Raw genomic sequence first — 18,912 nt, forward strand, 5'->3', positions numbered from 1 at the left:
CCTAAAGGTTGTTAACCTTTCTTATGATATCTGGTATTATTTCATCAGGAACTAGATCTTCTATACATCCGCCAAACATTGCTACCTGTTTTACTGACGAAGAACTTAAAAATGAATTTTTAGCACTTGTCATCATAAATACAGTTTCTATATCAGGATCTAATTTATTATTCATTAAAGACATTTGAAATTCATATTCAAAATCCGAAACAGCTCTTAACCCTTTTACTATAACCTTAGCATCTTTATTCTTCATAAAGTTAATTAATAAACCACTAAAACTTTCCACTTTTACATTAGGTATATCCTTCACTATTCTTTTAATTAACGCTACTCTTTCTTCTATAGTGAAGAGCCCCTTTTTTTCTGGATTTACAAGTACACCAACTATTACCTCATCAAAAACCTTTGATGATCTTTTTATTATATCTAAATGTCCATTAGTTACTGGATCAAAGCTACCTGGATACACCGCTGTCTTCATTACACTTAGTCCTCCTTGTACCTATAAAAGCATACTGTAGTATTGCCATATTTTCTATGATCAAAAAGAATAATATTTTCTGTTCCATAATATATATCTTCTCTAGTATCAATTTTAGTTATTATAAGTCCATCTTTATCTAATAATCCATCCCTTTCAATTATTTCAACTGCAGGTGGAATCATATTCTTCATATAAGGTGGATCAATAAAAATTAAATCAAATACTATATTCTTTCTTCCAAACTCCTCAAGAGCCTTATAAGAATCCATATTAAGATATTTACATGTTTCTTCAAAGCCTAAAGTTTCCACATTTTTAACCAAAAAAGAAAATGTCTCCTTACTTCCATCCACAAGATAACATTCTTTTGCACCTCTACTAGCTGCTTCTAAACCTAGACTTCCTGTACCTGAAAATACATCTAGAACTTTTGAACCATAAACTCTATTTTGAATAATATTAAACATTGCTTGTTTTATTCTATCTAAAGTAGGTCTCGTGGTATCCATACCTATAGGTGACATAATTTTTCTGCCCTTCGCAAGACCTGCAATAATTCTCATATTTTTTCCTCCTTGTATTTACATAAGCCACTAAATTATAGTTATTATGTATAATATTTTAACATATATATTTATTTTATACAAAAACATTTTCTTTACAGATACATAAGTTAATTAAAACAAATGTATCTTGAACTTTCCTCTATCTTTTGAAAAATTTCATTCTTTACTCTTATATCGTCTTCGTCATCACTTGATAATAGTCTTTTTGCCTCTGAGTTTGCTAACTTCAATAAAGGTATATCTTCTATTATATCTGAAAGTATTAGAGCATCCTCCCCATGCTGCCTAAATCCAAATATTTCTCCAGCTCCTCTTATTTTTAAGTCCTGTTCTGCTATGAAAAATCCATCATTACTACTTTTCATAATTTCCATTCTTTTTCTTATTATATCATTCTTTATATTAGCTATTAATATACAGTAAGATTTATGTTCCCCTCTTCCCACTCTTCCACGGAGCTGATGCAACTGAGCAAGCCCAAACCGTTCTGCATTTTCTATAATCATCAGTGTAGCATTAGGTACGTTAACACCTACTTCTATAACAGTGGTAGATACTATAATTTTAGTTTCTCCACCTTTGAATCTATTCATTATTTCTTCTTTAACTTTAGGCGACATCTTACCATGTAGTATTTCTATGGTAACATCCTTAAAATATTTCTCTTTAATTTCCTCATATAAACTTTCAACTGAGCTTAATCTAAGCTCTTCATTCTCTTCAACTAATGGACATACTACATAAACCTGTCTACCTTTTTTTATTTCATCCAAGGCAAATGTATAAGCTTTATACTTTAAATCTTCCTTTATATAGTATGTTTCAATTTTTTGCCTTCCTGGAGGCAATTCATCTATAATAGATACATCCAGGTCACCGTATAAATAAAGACTTAGAGTTCTAGGTATTGGGGTTGCTGTCATTACAAGGGTATCTATATTTTTACCCTTATTGCTTAATTTACTTCTTTGCATTACTCCAAACCTATGTTGTTCATCTGTAACTACCATTCCAAGGTTAGCAAATTCTACATCATCTTCAATAAGAGCATGAGTACCAATTACCAAGTCTATTGTGCCTTTTTTTAATTCATCTTTTATTCTTTCTTTATTCTTAGCTGTAGTACTTCCACATAGTAATTCTATATTTATATTGAAACTTTCTAATAGCTTCTGTGCTTCTAAATAGTGCTGGGTTGCTAATATTTCTGTAGGTGCCATCATTACAGCTTGGTATCCGTTCCTTATAACATTGAATACTGATATTAAAGCAACAATAGTTTTTCCACTTCCTACATCTCCCTGAACCAATCGATTCATAGAAACTGATTTTTTTTGGTCTATTAAAATTTCTCTTACAACCTTACTTTGAGCATTTGTCAAACTATAAGGCAATTTTTCTTTTAATATTTTTAAATCAGAAGATATTTTAAAAGATATACCTTCTCTATTCTTATTTAAATAGTCCTTAAGCATTAATATTTTCATAGAGTAAGTAAATAATTCCTGAAACTTTAACCTTCTTGTAGCTTCCTGTAAATCTTTAAAATCCAAAGGGTTATGTATGGTTCTTATAGATTTATCTAAACTATAAAATTTATACTTATCAATTATCCATGTAGGCAAATTTTCATTTATGTTAACAACATCTAAAACTTGGCATACTAACTTTATTATTAAACTGTTAGTAACTCCTGATCTAAGCGGATATTTAGGCACTATTTTATCTGAACTGCTACTGAAACTTTTATCTTTAACTAGCTTTGGATTTGTAATATAAAGTTCTCCCCTAAACTCCTCCATTTTACCCGTTATGGTATAATTACTTCCAATTCTAAAACTACTTTTTACATAGGGCTGATTAAACCATTTTCCCTTAATTACATTATTACCATCGTTAAAAACAATTGTAGATATTACTTTTCCATTTTTAGTTCTTATATCTCTTTCTATGCCAACTACCTGACAGTTAATCATAATCTTTCCTAAGTTTTTTTCTATTAAAGGGGAATTACATGATGATATTATTTCATAATCTCTTGGGAAATATAATAACAGATCTAGTATACTATATATAGAACATTTCCTTAGGTTCTCTGCTATTTTAGGCCCTACTCCTTTAATATTACTTATATCACTATATACATTCATTAAATCATCCTTCCTGCCCCTAAAAAACTTTATTTAACTATTTTCTTAGATTATGCATTAATAAAGTGCATTTACAATCACAAAAACCCCCACCTTTAATAGCGGGAGTTAAATATTCATTAATTTAATATAATTTCCTACTTTATTACTCTACAGATATTATAAAATAATATAATGGTTGCTGTCCATTGTAACTTTGTATATCAATATCTGGATATTGATCTTCTAATTCACTTACAAATTCTTGTATCTTACCTTCATCACAGTCTTTACCGTAAAAAATACTTATTAACTCGCTATTTTCATTGACCATTGAAGAAATAAGATTTTTACATACATCAAAGGTATTTTCTCCAATCTCTTTTATTTTTCCTTCTATTAGACCTAATATATTTCCTTCTTTTATATTCTTACCATCAACTTCTGTATCTCTCACAGCATAAGTTACTTGCCCTGTAGCAACAGTATGAATTATATTCTCCATAGCTTCCACGTTATCCTCAAAGCTTAAATCTGGATTAAAAACCGTTATTGCAGTTATACCTTGTGGTATTGTTTTGGAAGCTATAACTTTTACATTTTTATCACTTAAATCAGCAGCTTGGTTGGCTGCCATAATTATATTTTTATTATTAGGAAGAATAAAAATATTCTTAGCATTTATTTCATTTACACACTGGAGCATATCTTGAGTACTTGGATTCATTGTTTGTCCGCCTTCTATTACAAAATCTACTCCTAAATCCTCAAAAATATTTTTTATACCTTCTCCCGCGGCTACAGTTATAAATGCATATTCCTTTTCCTCTATAATTTCATTTTCAATCTGTTCTTCTTTTACTATATTATTTTCACTTGCATATTGTAAATGGTTCACATCTAATACGTGTCTATGCTGCTCTCTCATATTATCTATTTTTATTCTCGACAGTTCTCCTAGCTTTATAGCCTGTGAAAGAACCCAACCTGGGTCATCTGTATGAATATGCACCTTTATAATGTCCTCATCCTTCACAACAACCATGGAATCACCCATAGTTTCTATTTTATTTTTAAATTCATCTATATTGGCATTAGTTGAACGTATAAAGAATTCTGTACAATAACCAAATCTTATATCCTGTTCACCTAAATTTTTTGCAGCAGATTCAATATATTTATCTTTAATATTTTTAATTTCTATAAATTTTAATTCATCCCTTAAAGTTTCATACATTCCCTTTAATATTATAAGAAGTCCCATTCCTCCAGCATCAACAACTTTAGCTTTTTTAAGCACCGGCAGCATTTCTGGAGTTTTATTTAATATACTTTCGCTGTAATTACATACTTCTTCTAGAAGCACAACTATGTCTTCATGCTGCGACTTAGCGGCACTTTCTGCTGCAGCTCTTATAATCGTCAATATAGTTCCTTCTGTAGGTCTCATTACTGCTTTATATGCTGATTTTGCACCTTCTGCTATACTGTTTGCAAATTCTATAGCGTTAGCTTCCTTTTTTTCTTCCAATCCATTAGCTATTCCTCTGAAAATCTGTGAAAGTATAACCCCTGAATTACCCCTTGCTCCCATAAGAGCACCCTTGGATAGCTTTCTTGAAATCTCTCCTATAGACTTATACTGCATACCTTCTATTTCCGATACTGCTGTTCTAAATGTCATAGACATATTTGTTCCAGTATCTCCATCTGGAACCGGAAAAACATTTAGTGAATTTACATATTCCTTTTGTTCCTCTAGTCTGTTGCTAGCATTTACTATCATATTGTAAAAGCAGTTGCCATCTATTGTTAAGTGTTTCATGTTTACAAATCCTCCTAGATTCTAACACCTTGAACATTTACCGTAACTGTTGAAACTTTTAATCCTGTATAATTTTCAACATTGTATTTTATTTTTTGTATCACATTGTTTGCTATAACAGATACTTTAGTTCCATATTCAACCATAATATATAATTCTATAAATAACTCATTATCTTTTGAACGAAGCTTTACACCCTTGCTCAAGCTTTCTCCTTTTAACAATTCCCAAAACCCATCTTTAGCATTTTTTGATGCCATTCCTACAACTCCATAGCATTCCATAGTTGAAATACCTGCAATGTTAGCTACTACTTCCTCTGAATAATTTATATAACCACTCTCATTGATAATGTTGCCTATCATATTAAACCCCTCCTATTTACATAACACCATATAACATATTTTATATTATAAAAAAGATTTATTCAAGGAAATATATTATTGATAATGATATTTTTACTATTTAATTTCATAATCTACTTGCACAATTCGCACATTGTATGGTAAAATAATAAATGTTTGAATTGGGGAGATAATTCTCCACAATTTTTTAAGGAGGTGTTTTCAGTGTCAAGAAAGTGCGAAATATGCAATAAAGGCGTTGCCTTCGGTGTACAATACAGCCATTCACACCGTCAGTCAAAAAGAACTTGGGCTCCAAATATAAAAAGAGTTAAAGCTATAGTTGAAGGAACACCAAAGACTATACATGTTTGTACAAGATGCCTTCGTTCAGGAAAGGTTCAACGTGCTATATAAAGTATGAAAAAATGCAGTTGTTTACGCAATTGCATTTTTTGTTTTTAGACAAAAAACCTACAATAATTTAAAATGAATACTTTTATTTAAATTATTGTAAGCTTTCCACATTAATTAATTTTTTAATTTACATTTTTTTACTATGTAAGTAATGCCCTTATAGCATAAGCTAAACCTTTGGTAATCCTCGAGTTGGTTTTCTCATATTTGGATCAACTTCCATAGTAACAGGATTTGCTGTTTTAGAATTTTTACCTTTGTTATCATTTCTTTGTTTTTTCTCACTTTTTGTTGACATATAATCACCTCTTTATTTTTTCTATAAACAGTTTATACTATTTGCAATAATGTTATTCTATTAAACTTTATATAAATTTAATAGAATCTTCTATGTTTGAAGTTTAGTTATAAAAGAAGAGCCATCACGGCTCTAACATGTTCATCATAATTTATCTTATCTTAATGATGTTTAACTTTTAAATTAAAATATTTTCAACTGATTTTTACTATTGCTCCAATAGCTACTTATAAAGGTTTATTTGTCAACTACCTTAAGTCTATCAGTACACCAAATACATTTCCAAAATCCTGATTCATTTATTTTTATTCCTCCACATAGTGTACATCTATTTTCTTTCTTTAGTATTTCCCTTAATTGTTCAGCCTTTTTTATATTTCCATTTAACTCTAAATCTAGTGCATACTTAGCTATCCTATTATAATAGTTAAACATTGTTTTGTCCCCCCATATAGTAAATGATTCTATTATCATATGCACTAAATAGTTTTTTTGTTACTTCTTTATCTTATAAATTGTGCCGTTAGATATACAAATATATTTCATTTTATAGATGTATTATTTTTTCCTCTTAAAAAATCTTATTATAGCAGATAAAAAACTAGGCAATTTAATTGTAATTATTTTCATTATAATACCCCCTCATTTATAATGATCTATTAAATACCATCCACAATAAATTAATACTCCTCCTACAGTTATTATCCATCCCCATACTGGGATAATAACTGCTACAACTATTCCAACTCCAATAGATGCAGTAATTATTCCTAACCTCTTTTTATTTTTTTTCCTCCAAATTTTTCTACGCACTTTATTATCCCCTAAAATTGCTCTATAGTATTATATGCATCAAATTATTAAACTGTTACTTATAAAACAAAAAAACAGCTAGTTATTAGCTGTTTTTTATGTATATTGCATTTCACTTTATCCGATGACTATCCCCCTCTAGTACTCCACCTGAAGCTGAGAATTCTGTGTACTTGAAACTAGTCTTTACTATACAATATAAGTATAACTCCCTCATCAAAAGTTATTTCTACTTCCTCATATAAGAACTGATTTGAAACCGTGCGGGCATCGCCTAAGGATAAATCATAATTTAACAATTCATACTTTGCACCTTTTATTGTTAGGTTCTTAACAACATTACTGTAGGCCTGAAGTGAAAAGGTAGCTCCATAGTTTCCTGTTATTTTTACTGGTTTATTAGTTATTTCTATACAATTGTTATTATCTTTTATATATCCTTTAATGTTTTGCCTTAAACATTTCGCTAACATCCCTATGTTACCCATTAAATGATCTATTCTTGTACCAGTACATCCTAAGAATATAATTTTCTTTCCTCCCAGCTCTAGTGCTTTATTAAAAACTAGTTCTGTATCTGTAAAGTCTTTATCCGAGGGGTAATTTTCTATACTACACTTACTTTGTTTCAAAAAAAAATTCATAGCTTCTTCACTAATTGAATCAAAATCACCCATTAGATAGTCAGGAATTATATTATACTTGTATAGACAATTCCCACCACTATCTGCACAAATTAAAAAAGAGCAGTCTTCTAATTCTTCTGTTATCAAAGAATATGAAGGGGGATTACCGCCTGATACAATTACAATTTTCATTTTAAAGTTCTCCTCTTAATTCCTTTATGTTTTCTTCTATCTTATTATCTTTAAATACAGCAGAACCTGCAACAATTACATTTGCACCACAATCTACAGCTGATTTTATATTATCTTTACCTATACCTCCGTCAACTTCAATCATAAGATTTTTATTAAACTTTTCGCTTAAATCTTTCAATTCTCTTATCTTTTCAGAACAGTAGTTTATGTATTTTTGTCCTCCAAATCCAGGATTTACTGTCATAATTAACACCATATCTAAATTGGGTATTAAATATTTTATGTTTTCTATAGGTGTAGCTGGATTTAACGCTACTGCCGCTTTAATACCAAAGCTTTTTATGTAATTTATAGTTCTATCCAAATGCCTATCAGCCTCATAATGAACTGTTATTATATCCGCTCCAGCTTTAGCAAAATCTTCTATGTATCTTCCAGGTTCCTCTATCATTAAATGTACATCAAAAGGAAGTTTGGTTAAGGCTCTAATACTTTTGATTATAGGAACTCCAAAAGATATATTAGGTACAAACATACCATCCATTACATCAATATGAATTAAGTCTGCACCATTGTTATCTAAACATTTAATATGTTCACCTAACCTAGAAAAATCTGCTGATAATATAGATGGGGCTATTTTTACCATTGTTTATTCCTCCTGCTCATTATTTCCTCTAAAATTTTTATGTAAAATTCATATCTTTCATTATTTATTGTTCCTTCTTTAACTGCTTCTTTTACAGCACAATTAGGCTCTTTATGATGAAGGCACCCTGTAAATTTACAACATCCTATATAGTCTTCAAATTCTGGAAAACAATTTTGTAATTCATCTTTAGACACAAAATCTAAATCTATAGATGAAAATCCTGGGGTATCTACAATGAAACCTTCACCAACATCTATAAGTTCACTATGTCTAGTGGTATGTTTTCCTCTTCTTAATTTCTCACTTATTTCTCCAGTTTCCATTAGCTTTCTTCCCGCTATTGAATTTAAAATTGTTGATTTCCCAACTCCTGAAGGCCCACACAATACGGTTACATTATCCTTTAACTTTTCTCTAACTTTTTCTATTCCATACCCCTCTTTGGCCTTTAAATATATTATTTCATATCCAGCACTTTCTATCATATGTTGTATATTCTTTTCTTCGTCTTCATTTTGTAAGTCTAACTTATTAAAACAAACTACTACTTTTAAGTTGTTAAATTCACAATTTATTAAAAATTTGTTTAGTAAATCTTTGTTTATTTCGGGACTTTTTAAAGCAAAAACCACTAAAGCCTGTGTTACGTTTGCTACAGCAGGTCTTATTAACTGATTAAACCTAGGATAAATCTTGTCTATAACACCTTTTTCATTATCTATAGTTATATCCACTTTATCTCCTACCATTGGTGTAAGTTCATTATGCCTGAACTTTCCTCTTGCTTTACATTCAATTATATGCTTTTCCGTCTTTATATAATAGAATCCAGCCACTCCTTTAATTATAGTTCCTTGCATAACTCCTCCTAATTTAAATATACTTTTTTTCTTTTAGTATATTATTACATACTGTTAGTCTTATAACTAAGGTGGAGTTTATCTCCACCTTAAAACACTTTTAATTATTATTGTCCTTGTTTTTCACCATCAGAAGTATTTGTAGGTGATTTATTAGTCTGGCCACTTGCTTGTGATCCACTACTACTTCCAGTTCCAGTTGTTCCCGTTGTTCCAGTTCCACCAGTTCCTCCAGTTCCTCCATTGCTGCTACTTCCAGCAGTATTCCCGGTGCTGCCAGTATTCCCAGTGCCACTACCATCAGTACTTCCACTAGGCTTACCACTACCAGCTGCCTGATCACCATTACTAGGTTGTGTATTGTTTCCTGCTCCGGGCTGCTGATTGTTCTGTTCGTTATTTGGTGCTTGTTCTGTTTGTTTATATTTGTAATAGGTTATGTTAACAGTGCTTCCTTCTTTAACTTGTTGCTTTCCTTCTATACTTTGACTAACTACTTTTCCATCTTGTGATTTATCTGATGTATCTATAGGAGTTTTTGACACTTTCAATCCAGCTTCTGATATTAATGAAGCTGCTTCATCAATATTTTTTCCACCTACATCAGGTACAGTAACCATTTTAATTAGCGATCCTTTACTTACCACAAGATTAATTTTTGTATCTGTCGTTGCATTTGAATCAGGTTCTGGATCTTGGCTTATAACTAAATCTTTTCGAACTGAGTCACTAAATTTATAATTTACTGTTCCTAGTTTTAATCCACTATTTGTTATTATGTCTTTAGCTGTAGATAGCTCTATGCCTGTTAAGTTTGGTACACCTAAAGGTTCCTGTCCTCCACTTATACTAACTCTAACATCTGAACCAACCTTTACCTTTGTCCCTTCAGTAGGCCAAGTTTCTAAAACAGTTCCTTCTGGTTTATCACTTTTTTCTTTTCCTATAAATACAAATTTTAATTTCTTATTCTCTACTTCCTTTTTTGCATCCTCTTGGTTCATACCTACTATTTTAGGTACAATAGTTTCGTTTGCAGATGGATCTGACATTTGATTAAAAGCAAAATACCCTGATACAGCACCAATTACAGTGACCATAACAGCTACAGCTATACCAATCAATATTTTTCTATTATTAGAACCTATTTTTTTTCCTCCATATTCATCATCATCTTCTTCATCGTCACTATAGCTTTTATAGTTTTTACTTTTACTCTTATTTTTATTATAGTTATCATCTAGCACTATAGGGTCCATAACTCTTGTCATATCTTCTTCAAAATCGTTAGTTGAAATATTAAAGTGTTGATTATTCTCTATTTTCTTCAAGTCCATAAGCATATCTTTTATAGATTGATATCTTCTTATTGGCTCCTTCTCAATAGCTTTCAGTATTAACTTATTTAAGCTATCAGGTATGTTATCATTGATTTGTTTTGGAGGTACCACCGGCTCTTGTATATGTTTTAAAGCCACTGATACAGGGCTTTCTGCATCATATGGAACTCTCCCCGTAACCATTTCATAAATTACTATACCTAGAGAGTAAATATCAGTTCTACCATCTGCAAAACTTCCTCTTGCTTGTTCAGGAGAAAAATAATGAGCAGACCCCATTATCTTACTTGAATTAGTAATAGTAACAGAATTAGATGCCTTTGCTATACCAAAGTCTGTAACCTTAACTACACCCTCATCTGTTACAAGAATGTTATGCGGCTTTATATCTCTATGTATTATATTGTTTCTATGGGCACACTCTAATGCTTTGGCAATCTGAGATGCTATAAATATGGCTCTATTTGTATTTATCCTGCCCTCACTACGTATTATCTGTTTTAAAGTTTTCCCCTTAACATATTCCATGACAATATAATTTATATCTCCCTGAGTCCCAACATCATAAATATTTACAATATTGTTGTCTGAAAGACTTGCTGCAGCAGTTGCTTCCATTTTAAATTTTTCCACAAACTCAGCATCACTAGAAAACTGTTCCTTTAAAATTTTAACTGCCACATAACGATTAAGCAAATGACACTTAGCTTTATAAACTAAGGCCATACCGCCTTCTCCTATCTTTTCTAATAACTCATATCTATTTCCCAGCATAGTCCCTATCATATTTACCCTCTCCTTCGAACACAATAACTGATATGTTATCTCTTCCACCTTTCAAATTACTAAGCTCTATTAATCTTCTACAGGCATCTTCATTATCACTACCTAGTATTATATCATACATTTCACTTGCGTTTACCCCATTGGATAACCCATCAGTACATAAAACTATTTTTAAAACTTCTGATAAATCTATGCTAAAAGTATCTATCTCTACTGATATATTTGTTCCTAGTGCTCTTGTTATTATATTTTTATTCGGATGACTGATTGCTTCTTCTTCAGTAATACTTCCTTCATCCACTAACTGTTGCACTAGTGAATGATCCTTTGTTACCTTTGTTATTCCGCTATTCTTCATTATGTAACAACCACTATCACCAACATTTGCTACAATCATACTTTTGTTTTTAACCAAGCAAGCAGTTATAGTTGTCCCCATGCCGCCTAATCCTTCACTATCTTGTGATAACTGAAAGATTTTTTCATTAGCTAATTGTATACTTCTTATTAGAGTACTTTCAATATCATCTATAGTTTCAAAAGACTTAATATACTCAATAGTAGTATCCACAGCTATTTTACTTGCTACTTCACCAGCATTATGTCCCCCCATGCCATCTGCTACAACATAAATACTATGATTTTTACCCTCAAAAAATCCCACAGAATCTTCATTTATTTTTCTGACATTACCTATGTCTGATAAAATCCCCACCATACTTTACACCCCTTCTAAGTTATTTTCGGACTCTAAATAACTTCTTCTCAATTGTCCACAAGCTGCATTTATATCGGAGCCCATTTCTCTTCTTATAGTAGTTTCTATGCCGTTTTTATTTAAAATACCGTAAAATCTTTTTATGTTATCTGTTGAAGATTTTGTAAAACTATTTTCCTTAACCTCATTCACTGGAATTAAGTTAACATGACATAACATTCCCTTTAGCAATTGGCTTAAATGCTCAGCATCCTTTACGTTGTCATTTACACCATTTACAAGAGCATATTCAAAAGTTACTCTTCGCTTTGTTCTGTCTATGTAATAATTACAAGCCTTTAATACTTCATTAATAGTATACTTATTAGCTATAGGCATCATAGTTTTTCTTAACTCGTCTTCTGGTGCATGCAAGGATATTGCCAGGGTAATTTGTAAATTTTTATCAGCTAATTCAATAATTTTAGGAACTATACCACAAGTTGAAAGCGTTATATGTCTTTGACCTATATTTAATCCATAGTCAGCATTAACTAAGTCTAGAAATTCCATTACATTATCATAGTTATCTAGGGGTTCTCCACTTCCCATCAAAACTATATTTGATATTCTTTCTCCAATTTCATATTGTGACTTTAGAATTTGTGCTATTATTTCTCCACTAGTCAAATTTCTAGTCATTCCACCTACGGTAGAAGCACAAAATTTGCATCCCATTCTACAACCTATTTGCGTTGAAACACATATGGAATTTCCATGTTTATACTTCATTACTACTGATTCAATTATATTACCATCTCTATATTTGTAAAGAAACTTAAATGTATCATCAAATTTTGATTTATATATGTGGAGAATCTCAGGTATTTCTATGTAAAAGGATTCCTTTAGTTTCTCTCTTGTATTCTTAGGTATATTATTCATAAGATCAAAATCCCATGTGTTCTTATATATCCAATCAAATACTTGTTTTGCTCTAAATTCACTCTCTTTATTATCTTTCATCCAATGTTTTAGTTTATGAAGGTTAAAATCAAGAATATTATACATTGTATTACACCTACCTACCTTTTATCATTTTAGCAATAAAAAATCCATCCATATCTTTATTAGGAAGTATGGTCATAAATCCTTCTTCATGATACACTATATTATCTATATCGCCATAATATAAAGGCTCTATGTGAAACTCTGGGTGCTTTTTAATAAACCACTGTATATTTTTCTCGTTTTCTTCCTTATTTAAGGTACATGTTGAATAAATAAGCTTACCTCCAACCTTTACATACTTAGAGGAGTTTTCCAAAATATCTCTTTGAATACTTACTAGATCTGTTGTAGATTTAATATCCTTATTCCATTTTATTTCTGGTTTTTTTCTTATTATTCCAAAACCAGAACAAGGCACATCTATAAGTACTCTGTCAGCTTTTTCATTCAGTGTTTCTCTATATTCAGATGCATCCAATATATCATATTTAATGTTTTCCACTCCAAGCCTTGCAGCATTTTCTTTTATCAACGATATTTTATTTTCATATACATCAAAGGCTAAAATTTTCCCAATATTATTCATTATTTCCGCTATATGACAGGTTTTTCCACCTGGAGCGCTACATAAGTCTAAAACTAACATTTCTTCTTCTAAATCCATTGATGGTGCAACAAGCATTGCACTTTCATCTTGAACTGTAATAAACCCTTCCTTAAAAAGTGGGTTGCTCTCTATATTTTTACCTTTATTTATTCTAATAGCTTCAGGACATACTCTTCCCTCTTCTATATCATATTGATTTTCTAACAACTTATCCCAAGCTTCTTCATATGATGTTTTCAGATTGTTTACTCTAGCAGTAACAGCTGGAACCATATTAAGACCGCTAAGTATTTTTTCACACTGTTCTTTATTGTATTGTTTAATAAAAAGTTTAACAAGCCATTTAGGGAAAGAGTATTTAAAGCATAATTCTTCTACTTTGCTATCTTTATTATAGTAGCATAAATCCTTATTTCTTAAATAGTTTCTTAATACCCCATTTACAAGACTAGAACTTTTTAAAGACTTTCTTTTTGCTAGCTCAACAGCTTCATTTACAGCTGCAAAACTAGGAATTTTATCTAAATAGATTATTTGATATAGAGATACTCTTAGAATATTTAGAATATCCCTATCTAGTTTTTCAATACCACTTTTTATATAATGATTTAAAATAGTATCAATAGTATATTTATATTTTAAGGTTCCATATACTAGTTCCGTTACTAATGCCTTATCTTTGTCATTTAGATTAGATTTATTTAATTCTCTACCTAATATTATATTAGAATATGCTCCTTTATCTAGTACATCAACTAAGATTTTAACTGCTATTCTTCTAGCATTGTTCATGATCTTACCTCTGTTTCAATTTATTTTTCTTTAATCATCTCTTCTACTGAGTAATATAAGTCTTACTAACTGTGATATAGCAGTCAATGCAGCTGCCACATACGTCATTGCCGCAGCACTTAATACAGATCTGGCTCCTTTTAATTCATCTGAGTAAAGCACTCCTTTAGATTCTATTATTTTCAAAGCTCTACTAGATGCATTAAATTCTACCGGCAGCGTTACCAATTGAAAAATAACTACCCCTGAAAAAAGAAGTATACCTAAACTTACAAGTCCTTTTATACTAAATAGTATGCCTACAAAAAATATTATCCATGATAAGCTGGATCCAAAATTTACTGCTGGTACTATAGCATTTCTTATGACTAAAGGGGCATAATGTTGTTTATGCTGAATGGCGTGACCAGTTTCATGGGCCGCTACTCCAATAGATGCCACAGATGTACCATAAAATACTTCTTCCGAAAGCCTCATAGTTTTATTTCTAGGATCATAGTGGTCTGTTAATTTTCCTGGTATAAGTTCCACAGGCACATCATATAATCCATTACTATCTAAAAGCATTCTTGCTACCTGAGCTCCCGTATATCCATTACGACTAGAATATCTTGAGTATTTATCAAAAGTAGATGAAATTTTAAATTGTGCCCAAGCTGATACTATTAAGGCAGGAATTAAAATGATAAATGTACTATCAAAATAAAACACAAACTATACCTCCATATTCTTAAATTATATTAAATATTTATCTAAAATATTATTTTATTTAATTAATATATTTTACTATACTCCAAGTATAATATTTTTATCTAAATTATGTCCCTTTATATACTCGCTAACCTTCATTACTTTTCCTCCGGAAAACTGTATCTCCTCTATAAGTATACATCCCTTAGCACAAGCAACTTTAATTCCTTCTTTACTTACATCAACTATATACCCTGGTTCATATTTATGTTCATCATTAATAAGCTTAGCTTTATAAATTTTCATACTTTCACCATTATATTGAGTATGTGCAATAGGCCAAGGATTTAATCCACTTATTAAATTTAATATTTTTTCGTTACTTGAATTCCAATTAATTTTAGCCATATTTTTATTTAACATACTAGCATAAGCTGTTGGAGTTTCATGCTGTTTTTCTCTTGTGATAGTACCTTCAACTAATCCTCTGATGGTTCTTATTAATAACTCTGCACCATCTTCCATTAAAATATCATGAAGTTCTCCTGCAGTCATATTCTCTGTTATTTGTACATTGCTCTTTAACAGCATATCACCAGTATCTAATCCTATATCCATGAACATAGTTGTATTTCCACTTTCTTTTTCCCCATTAATTACAGCCCAATTTATTGGTGCAGCTCCTCTGTATTTAGGAAGTAGTGACGCATGCAAATTTATACATCCGTACCTTGGTATATCTAGTACTTCTTTGGTAAGAATTTGACCGTATGCTACTACAATGATAAAATCTAAATCTAATTCTTTTAGTTTTTGTATAGCTTCTTCATCACCCTTTAACTTTTCAGGTTGAAAAACTGGAATACTATGTTCTATAGCCACCTCTTTAACAGGAGACATAGATAGCTTTTTTCCTCTACCCTTAGGTTTGTCTGGTTGAGTGAAAACTGCCTTTACACCAAATTCTTTTATTATTCTTTTTAAAGAAGGTACTGCAAACTCTGGCGTTCCCATAAATACTATATTCATATTTTAGCTCCTCCTAGTTGTTATCTTATCTATAAACAATATGCCGTCTAAATGATCAATTTCATGACATAAGGCTACGGCAAGTAATCCTTCTCCTTCAATTATAGTTTCTTCACCTTTTTCATTTAAAGCTTTAACTTTAACTTTAGCAGGTCTTTCAACTTCTCCTTGTTGTTCTGGAACACTTAAGCAACCTTCAACATCTCTTTGACTACCTTCAGCAAATATGATCTCTGGATTTATTAGTTTTAATATACCTTCGCCTATATCTATTACTACAACTTTCTTTAATACTCCTACTTGAGGTGCAGCAAGACCTACTCCTTCAGCTTTATACATAGTTTCTTCCATATCTTTTAATAAAGTTAAAATTCTCTCATCTATAACATCAACTTTTCTACTTTTTTTTCTTAGTAATTCATCTCCATATTTTCTTATAGTTCTTAAAGCCATTTTAATACCTCCAAATATTATTAATGTAGATTAGTGCTTATATTATTATAATATTTTATTAATAACAAGTTTATAATTATGTTATATTAAGCTATTAGGATTAATATCCATACTTACTCTTACATCACTATATGCATCCTTTAGTAAATTATAAACTATTTTTTTTATGTCTTCAGCAAATTCTCTAGTAATTTTACCTTTGAGTATAATTTGCCATCTGTATAATTCTTTTATTTTAGAAATTTCACAAGGACATGGTCCTAACATTTTAATTTTATCACTTTCTTGTAACTTATTCCTTAAGAATATGCCAACATTTTGTATATTTTTTATTAATATATTTTCATTTTTACTACTCATATTGATAAGTAATATATCCGTAAAAGGAGGATATTCCATAGTATTTCTTATATCTATCTCTTCTTTATAGAAATTTTCATAGTCACAGCTTGCTGCATATCGTATACTATAATTTTCTGGGTTATAGGTCTGAAGTATAACACTACCAGGCTTTTCTCCTCTTCCAGCTCTACCTGAAACCTGCGTAATCAGTTGAAATGTTCTCTCAGTTGACCTGAAATCCGGAAGATTTAAAGATAGATCTGCTGCTATTACACCTACCAGTGTTACATTCTTAAAATCTAGTCCCTTTGCTACCATTTGAGTACCTATAAGTATATCTGCATAGCCATTTTTAAAAGTATCATATATGTGCTCATATGAATTTTTTCTTCTAGTAGTATCAAAATCCATTCTTAAGGTTCTAGCTGCTGGAAAAATTTTTTTTATTTCCTGTTCCACCTTCTCTGTGCCTATTCCAAAATATTTAACATACTTGCTAGAACATTGTGGACATTTATCAGGTATAATATGCTTACTACCACAGTAGTGGCATATTAATTTTCTGCCCTCATTATGATATGTAAGTGATATGTCACAGTTGTTACATTTAAATACAAATCCACACTTCCTACAAGAAACAAAAGTAGAGAAGCCTCTTCTATTTAAAAAAAGTATTGTTTGTTCTCTTTTATCTAGCCTATCTTTAATAGCTTCGTGGAGACTTTTACTAAATATAGACCTGTTATTATCTAACAGTTCCTGTCTCATGTCAACAATTTCAATCTCTGGCATAATTGCACCATCAGCTCTGTTTTTTATGTTAACTAATTTTATTTGTTTTTTAATACACCTATAGTAAGTGTCTATTGAAGGTGTAGCAGACCCTAAAACTAGCTTACAATTTTCTAATCCACATTTTATTTCTCCAATTTCTCGGGCATTGTATTTAGGATTACTGTCAGATTTATAGCTTCCTTCATGTTCTTCATCTATTACAATCAAACCTAAGTTTTTAAAGGGGAGAAATATTGCAGATCTGGCTCCTATAGCAACTTTTACTTTTCCCATTTTTATACGCAGCCACTCATCATATCTTTCCCCATCAGATAACTTACTATGAAAAACACTAATATCTCTTCCAAATCTGCCTTTAAACCTTTCTACCATTTGAGGCGTAAGTGCAATTTCAGGCACTAGTATAATAGCTTCTTTACCCTGCTTCATAATTCTATTTACAAGATGCATATATATTTCAGTCTTGCCACTACCTGTAACACCATGTATAAGAAACACATTTTCATCAGAATTCAATATTGTATTTACAGCATTACTTTGCTCCTGGTTTAAGCTTTTTTCATCATACTGATGATATTGCTTAGTATTATATCGATTTATAATTTCGTCTTGTAAACTAAGAAAGTTATACTTTATCATAGTGCTTATGGAAGATAGAGATATTTTAAATTCCTTGCTTAAAGCAGCTTTAGTATATTTACCCTTATTTTTTGCTACAATTTCATAAATAGACTCATAAGGTTCTTTCAAAAATTTCCCTGAAAGTTCATTACCTACATATAGTAGTGATGCTGTTTTGTTTTTCATTCCTTTAAAAATTCCTGTAGGTATGAATACCTTTATACAATCTAAATATGTACAAAGATATTTTTTTTTCATCTCATTTATTATAGTTAAGTCTTTTTGGGTGAATAATTGAAATGGATCACATATTTCTAAAATTTCTTTAATACTACTACTGTTTTCTACTTCTTCATATAAGTCCACTACAAAGCCATCTATTTTCTTATTACCAAATCCAAAAGGTATTTTAACTCTAAAGCCTATATCTAGCTTATTAATAAAACCTTCTGGAATTTTATATGTAAAAATTTTATCTACCTGCACTGAGGTATTGTTAACTATTATACCTGCATATTTATACACTTAATCACCCCC

20 protein-coding genes are annotated in these 18,912 nt (G+C 30.6%); 1 reads left to right on the forward strand and 19 read right to left on the reverse strand.

Annotated elements, in window-relative coordinates; all coding sequences use genetic code 11:
- Window position 1 precedes the first annotated feature (1 nt).
- The 5 genes from coaD to HGI79_RS01315 form a co-directional block, all read right to left on the reverse strand.
- On the reverse strand, window positions 2-484 hold the full coding sequence (gene coaD / locus HGI79_RS01295; RefSeq protein WP_185648917.1) for a pantetheine-phosphate adenylyltransferase: 483 nt from the start codon (window positions 482-484) through the stop codon (window positions 2-4).
- A 5-nt stretch (window positions 485-489) separates the two neighbouring features.
- Complete coding sequence (gene rsmD, locus HGI79_RS01300; RefSeq protein WP_185648918.1) at window positions 490-1,050, reverse strand: 16S rRNA (guanine(966)-N(2))-methyltransferase RsmD; 561 nt, start codon at window positions 1,048-1,050, stop codon at window positions 490-492.
- A 110-nt stretch (window positions 1,051-1,160) separates the two neighbouring features.
- Window positions 1,161-3,203: an ATP-dependent DNA helicase RecG gene (recG, locus tag HGI79_RS01305; RefSeq protein WP_185648919.1), complete on the reverse strand. Its 2,043-nt coding sequence runs from the start codon at window positions 3,201-3,203 to the stop codon at window positions 1,161-1,163.
- 145 nt (window positions 3,204-3,348) lie between these two features.
- A complete protein-coding gene (locus HGI79_RS01310) occupies window positions 3,349-5,007 on the reverse strand; it encodes a DAK2 domain-containing protein (RefSeq protein WP_185648920.1) in 1,659 nt (552 codons plus the stop codon).
- Between the two features lie 14 nt (window positions 5,008-5,021).
- Window positions 5,022-5,372 (reverse strand): Asp23/Gls24 family envelope stress response protein, encoded by a 351-nt coding sequence (locus HGI79_RS01315; RefSeq protein ID WP_185648921.1) that lies wholly within the window; start codon window positions 5,370-5,372, stop codon window positions 5,022-5,024.
- Window positions 5,373-5,576: 204 nt separating this feature from the next.
- On the opposite strand from HGI79_RS01315, the gene rpmB reads away from it, so the two are divergent.
- Window positions 5,577-5,768 (forward strand): 50S ribosomal protein L28, encoded by a 192-nt coding sequence (rpmB, locus tag HGI79_RS01320; protein WP_185648922.1) that lies wholly within the window; start codon window positions 5,577-5,579, stop codon window positions 5,766-5,768.
- Between the two features lie 169 nt (window positions 5,769-5,937).
- On the opposite strand, the gene HGI79_RS23085 is transcribed toward rpmB, so the two are convergent.
- From HGI79_RS23085 to priA, 14 genes are all read right to left on the reverse strand, one after another.
- Window positions 5,938-6,066, reverse strand: a complete 129-nt coding sequence (locus tag HGI79_RS23085; RefSeq protein ID WP_278046670.1) for a hypothetical protein — start codon at window positions 6,064-6,066, stop codon at window positions 5,938-5,940.
- A 237-nt stretch (window positions 6,067-6,303) separates the two neighbouring features.
- Entirely contained in the window at window positions 6,304-6,501 is a 198-nt protein-coding gene (locus tag HGI79_RS01325; protein ID WP_185648923.1) for a hypothetical protein, read from the reverse strand.
- Between the two features lie 207 nt (window positions 6,502-6,708).
- Window positions 6,709-6,879 carry a hypothetical protein gene (locus HGI79_RS01330; protein ID WP_185649010.1) on the reverse strand — a complete coding sequence of 57 codons (171 nt, stop codon included), beginning with the start codon at window positions 6,877-6,879 and terminating at the stop codon, window positions 6,709-6,711.
- A 179-nt stretch (window positions 6,880-7,058) separates the two neighbouring features.
- Window positions 7,059-7,697 (reverse strand): thiamine diphosphokinase, encoded by a 639-nt coding sequence (locus HGI79_RS01335; protein ID WP_185648924.1) that lies wholly within the window; start codon window positions 7,695-7,697, stop codon window positions 7,059-7,061.
- Window position 7,698: 1 nt separating this feature from the next.
- Window positions 7,699-8,349: a ribulose-phosphate 3-epimerase gene (gene rpe, locus HGI79_RS01340; protein ID WP_185648925.1), complete on the reverse strand. Its 651-nt coding sequence runs from the start codon at window positions 8,347-8,349 to the stop codon at window positions 7,699-7,701.
- Window positions 8,343-9,212 (reverse strand): ribosome small subunit-dependent GTPase A, encoded by an 870-nt coding sequence (gene rsgA / locus HGI79_RS01345; protein ID WP_185648926.1) that lies wholly within the window; start codon window positions 9,210-9,212, stop codon window positions 8,343-8,345. The genes rpe and rsgA overlap by 7 nt, the downstream gene beginning before the upstream one ends.
- Before the next feature lie 107 nt (window positions 9,213-9,319).
- Window positions 9,320-11,338, reverse strand: coding sequence for a Stk1 family PASTA domain-containing Ser/Thr kinase (pknB, locus tag HGI79_RS01350; RefSeq protein ID WP_185648927.1), 2,019 nt, complete (start codon window positions 11,336-11,338; stop codon window positions 9,320-9,322).
- On the reverse strand, window positions 11,313-12,056 hold the full coding sequence (locus HGI79_RS01355) for a Stp1/IreP family PP2C-type Ser/Thr phosphatase (RefSeq protein ID WP_185648928.1): 744 nt from the start codon (window positions 12,054-12,056) through the stop codon (window positions 11,313-11,315). Before HGI79_RS01355 ends, pknB begins: the two co-directional genes overlap by 26 nt.
- Before the next feature lie 3 nt (window positions 12,057-12,059).
- A complete protein-coding gene (gene rlmN, locus HGI79_RS01360; RefSeq protein WP_185648929.1) occupies window positions 12,060-13,106 on the reverse strand; it encodes a 23S rRNA (adenine(2503)-C(2))-methyltransferase RlmN in 1,047 nt (348 codons plus the stop codon).
- 10 nt (window positions 13,107-13,116) lie between these two features.
- A complete protein-coding gene (rsmB, locus tag HGI79_RS01365; protein ID WP_185648930.1) occupies window positions 13,117-14,445 on the reverse strand; it encodes a 16S rRNA (cytosine(967)-C(5))-methyltransferase RsmB in 1,329 nt (442 codons plus the stop codon).
- A 30-nt stretch (window positions 14,446-14,475) separates the two neighbouring features.
- Window positions 14,476-15,156, reverse strand: a complete 681-nt coding sequence (locus HGI79_RS01370; RefSeq protein WP_185648931.1) for a zinc metallopeptidase — start codon at window positions 15,154-15,156, stop codon at window positions 14,476-14,478.
- 75 nt (window positions 15,157-15,231) lie between these two features.
- Window positions 15,232-16,164 carry a methionyl-tRNA formyltransferase gene (fmt, locus tag HGI79_RS01375; RefSeq protein ID WP_185648932.1) on the reverse strand — a complete coding sequence of 311 codons (933 nt, stop codon included), beginning with the start codon at window positions 16,162-16,164 and terminating at the stop codon, window positions 15,232-15,234.
- Between the two features lie 3 nt (window positions 16,165-16,167).
- A complete protein-coding gene (gene def / locus HGI79_RS01380; protein WP_185648933.1) occupies window positions 16,168-16,617 on the reverse strand; it encodes a peptide deformylase in 450 nt (149 codons plus the stop codon).
- 81 nt (window positions 16,618-16,698) lie between these two features.
- Window positions 16,699-18,900 carry a primosomal protein N' gene (gene priA / locus HGI79_RS01385; RefSeq protein WP_185648934.1) on the reverse strand — a complete coding sequence of 734 codons (2,202 nt, stop codon included), beginning with the start codon at window positions 18,898-18,900 and terminating at the stop codon, window positions 16,699-16,701.
- Window positions 18,901-18,912 lie beyond the last annotated feature (12 nt).

The sequence above is a fragment of the Clostridium sp. DJ247 genome (assembly GCF_014231265.1).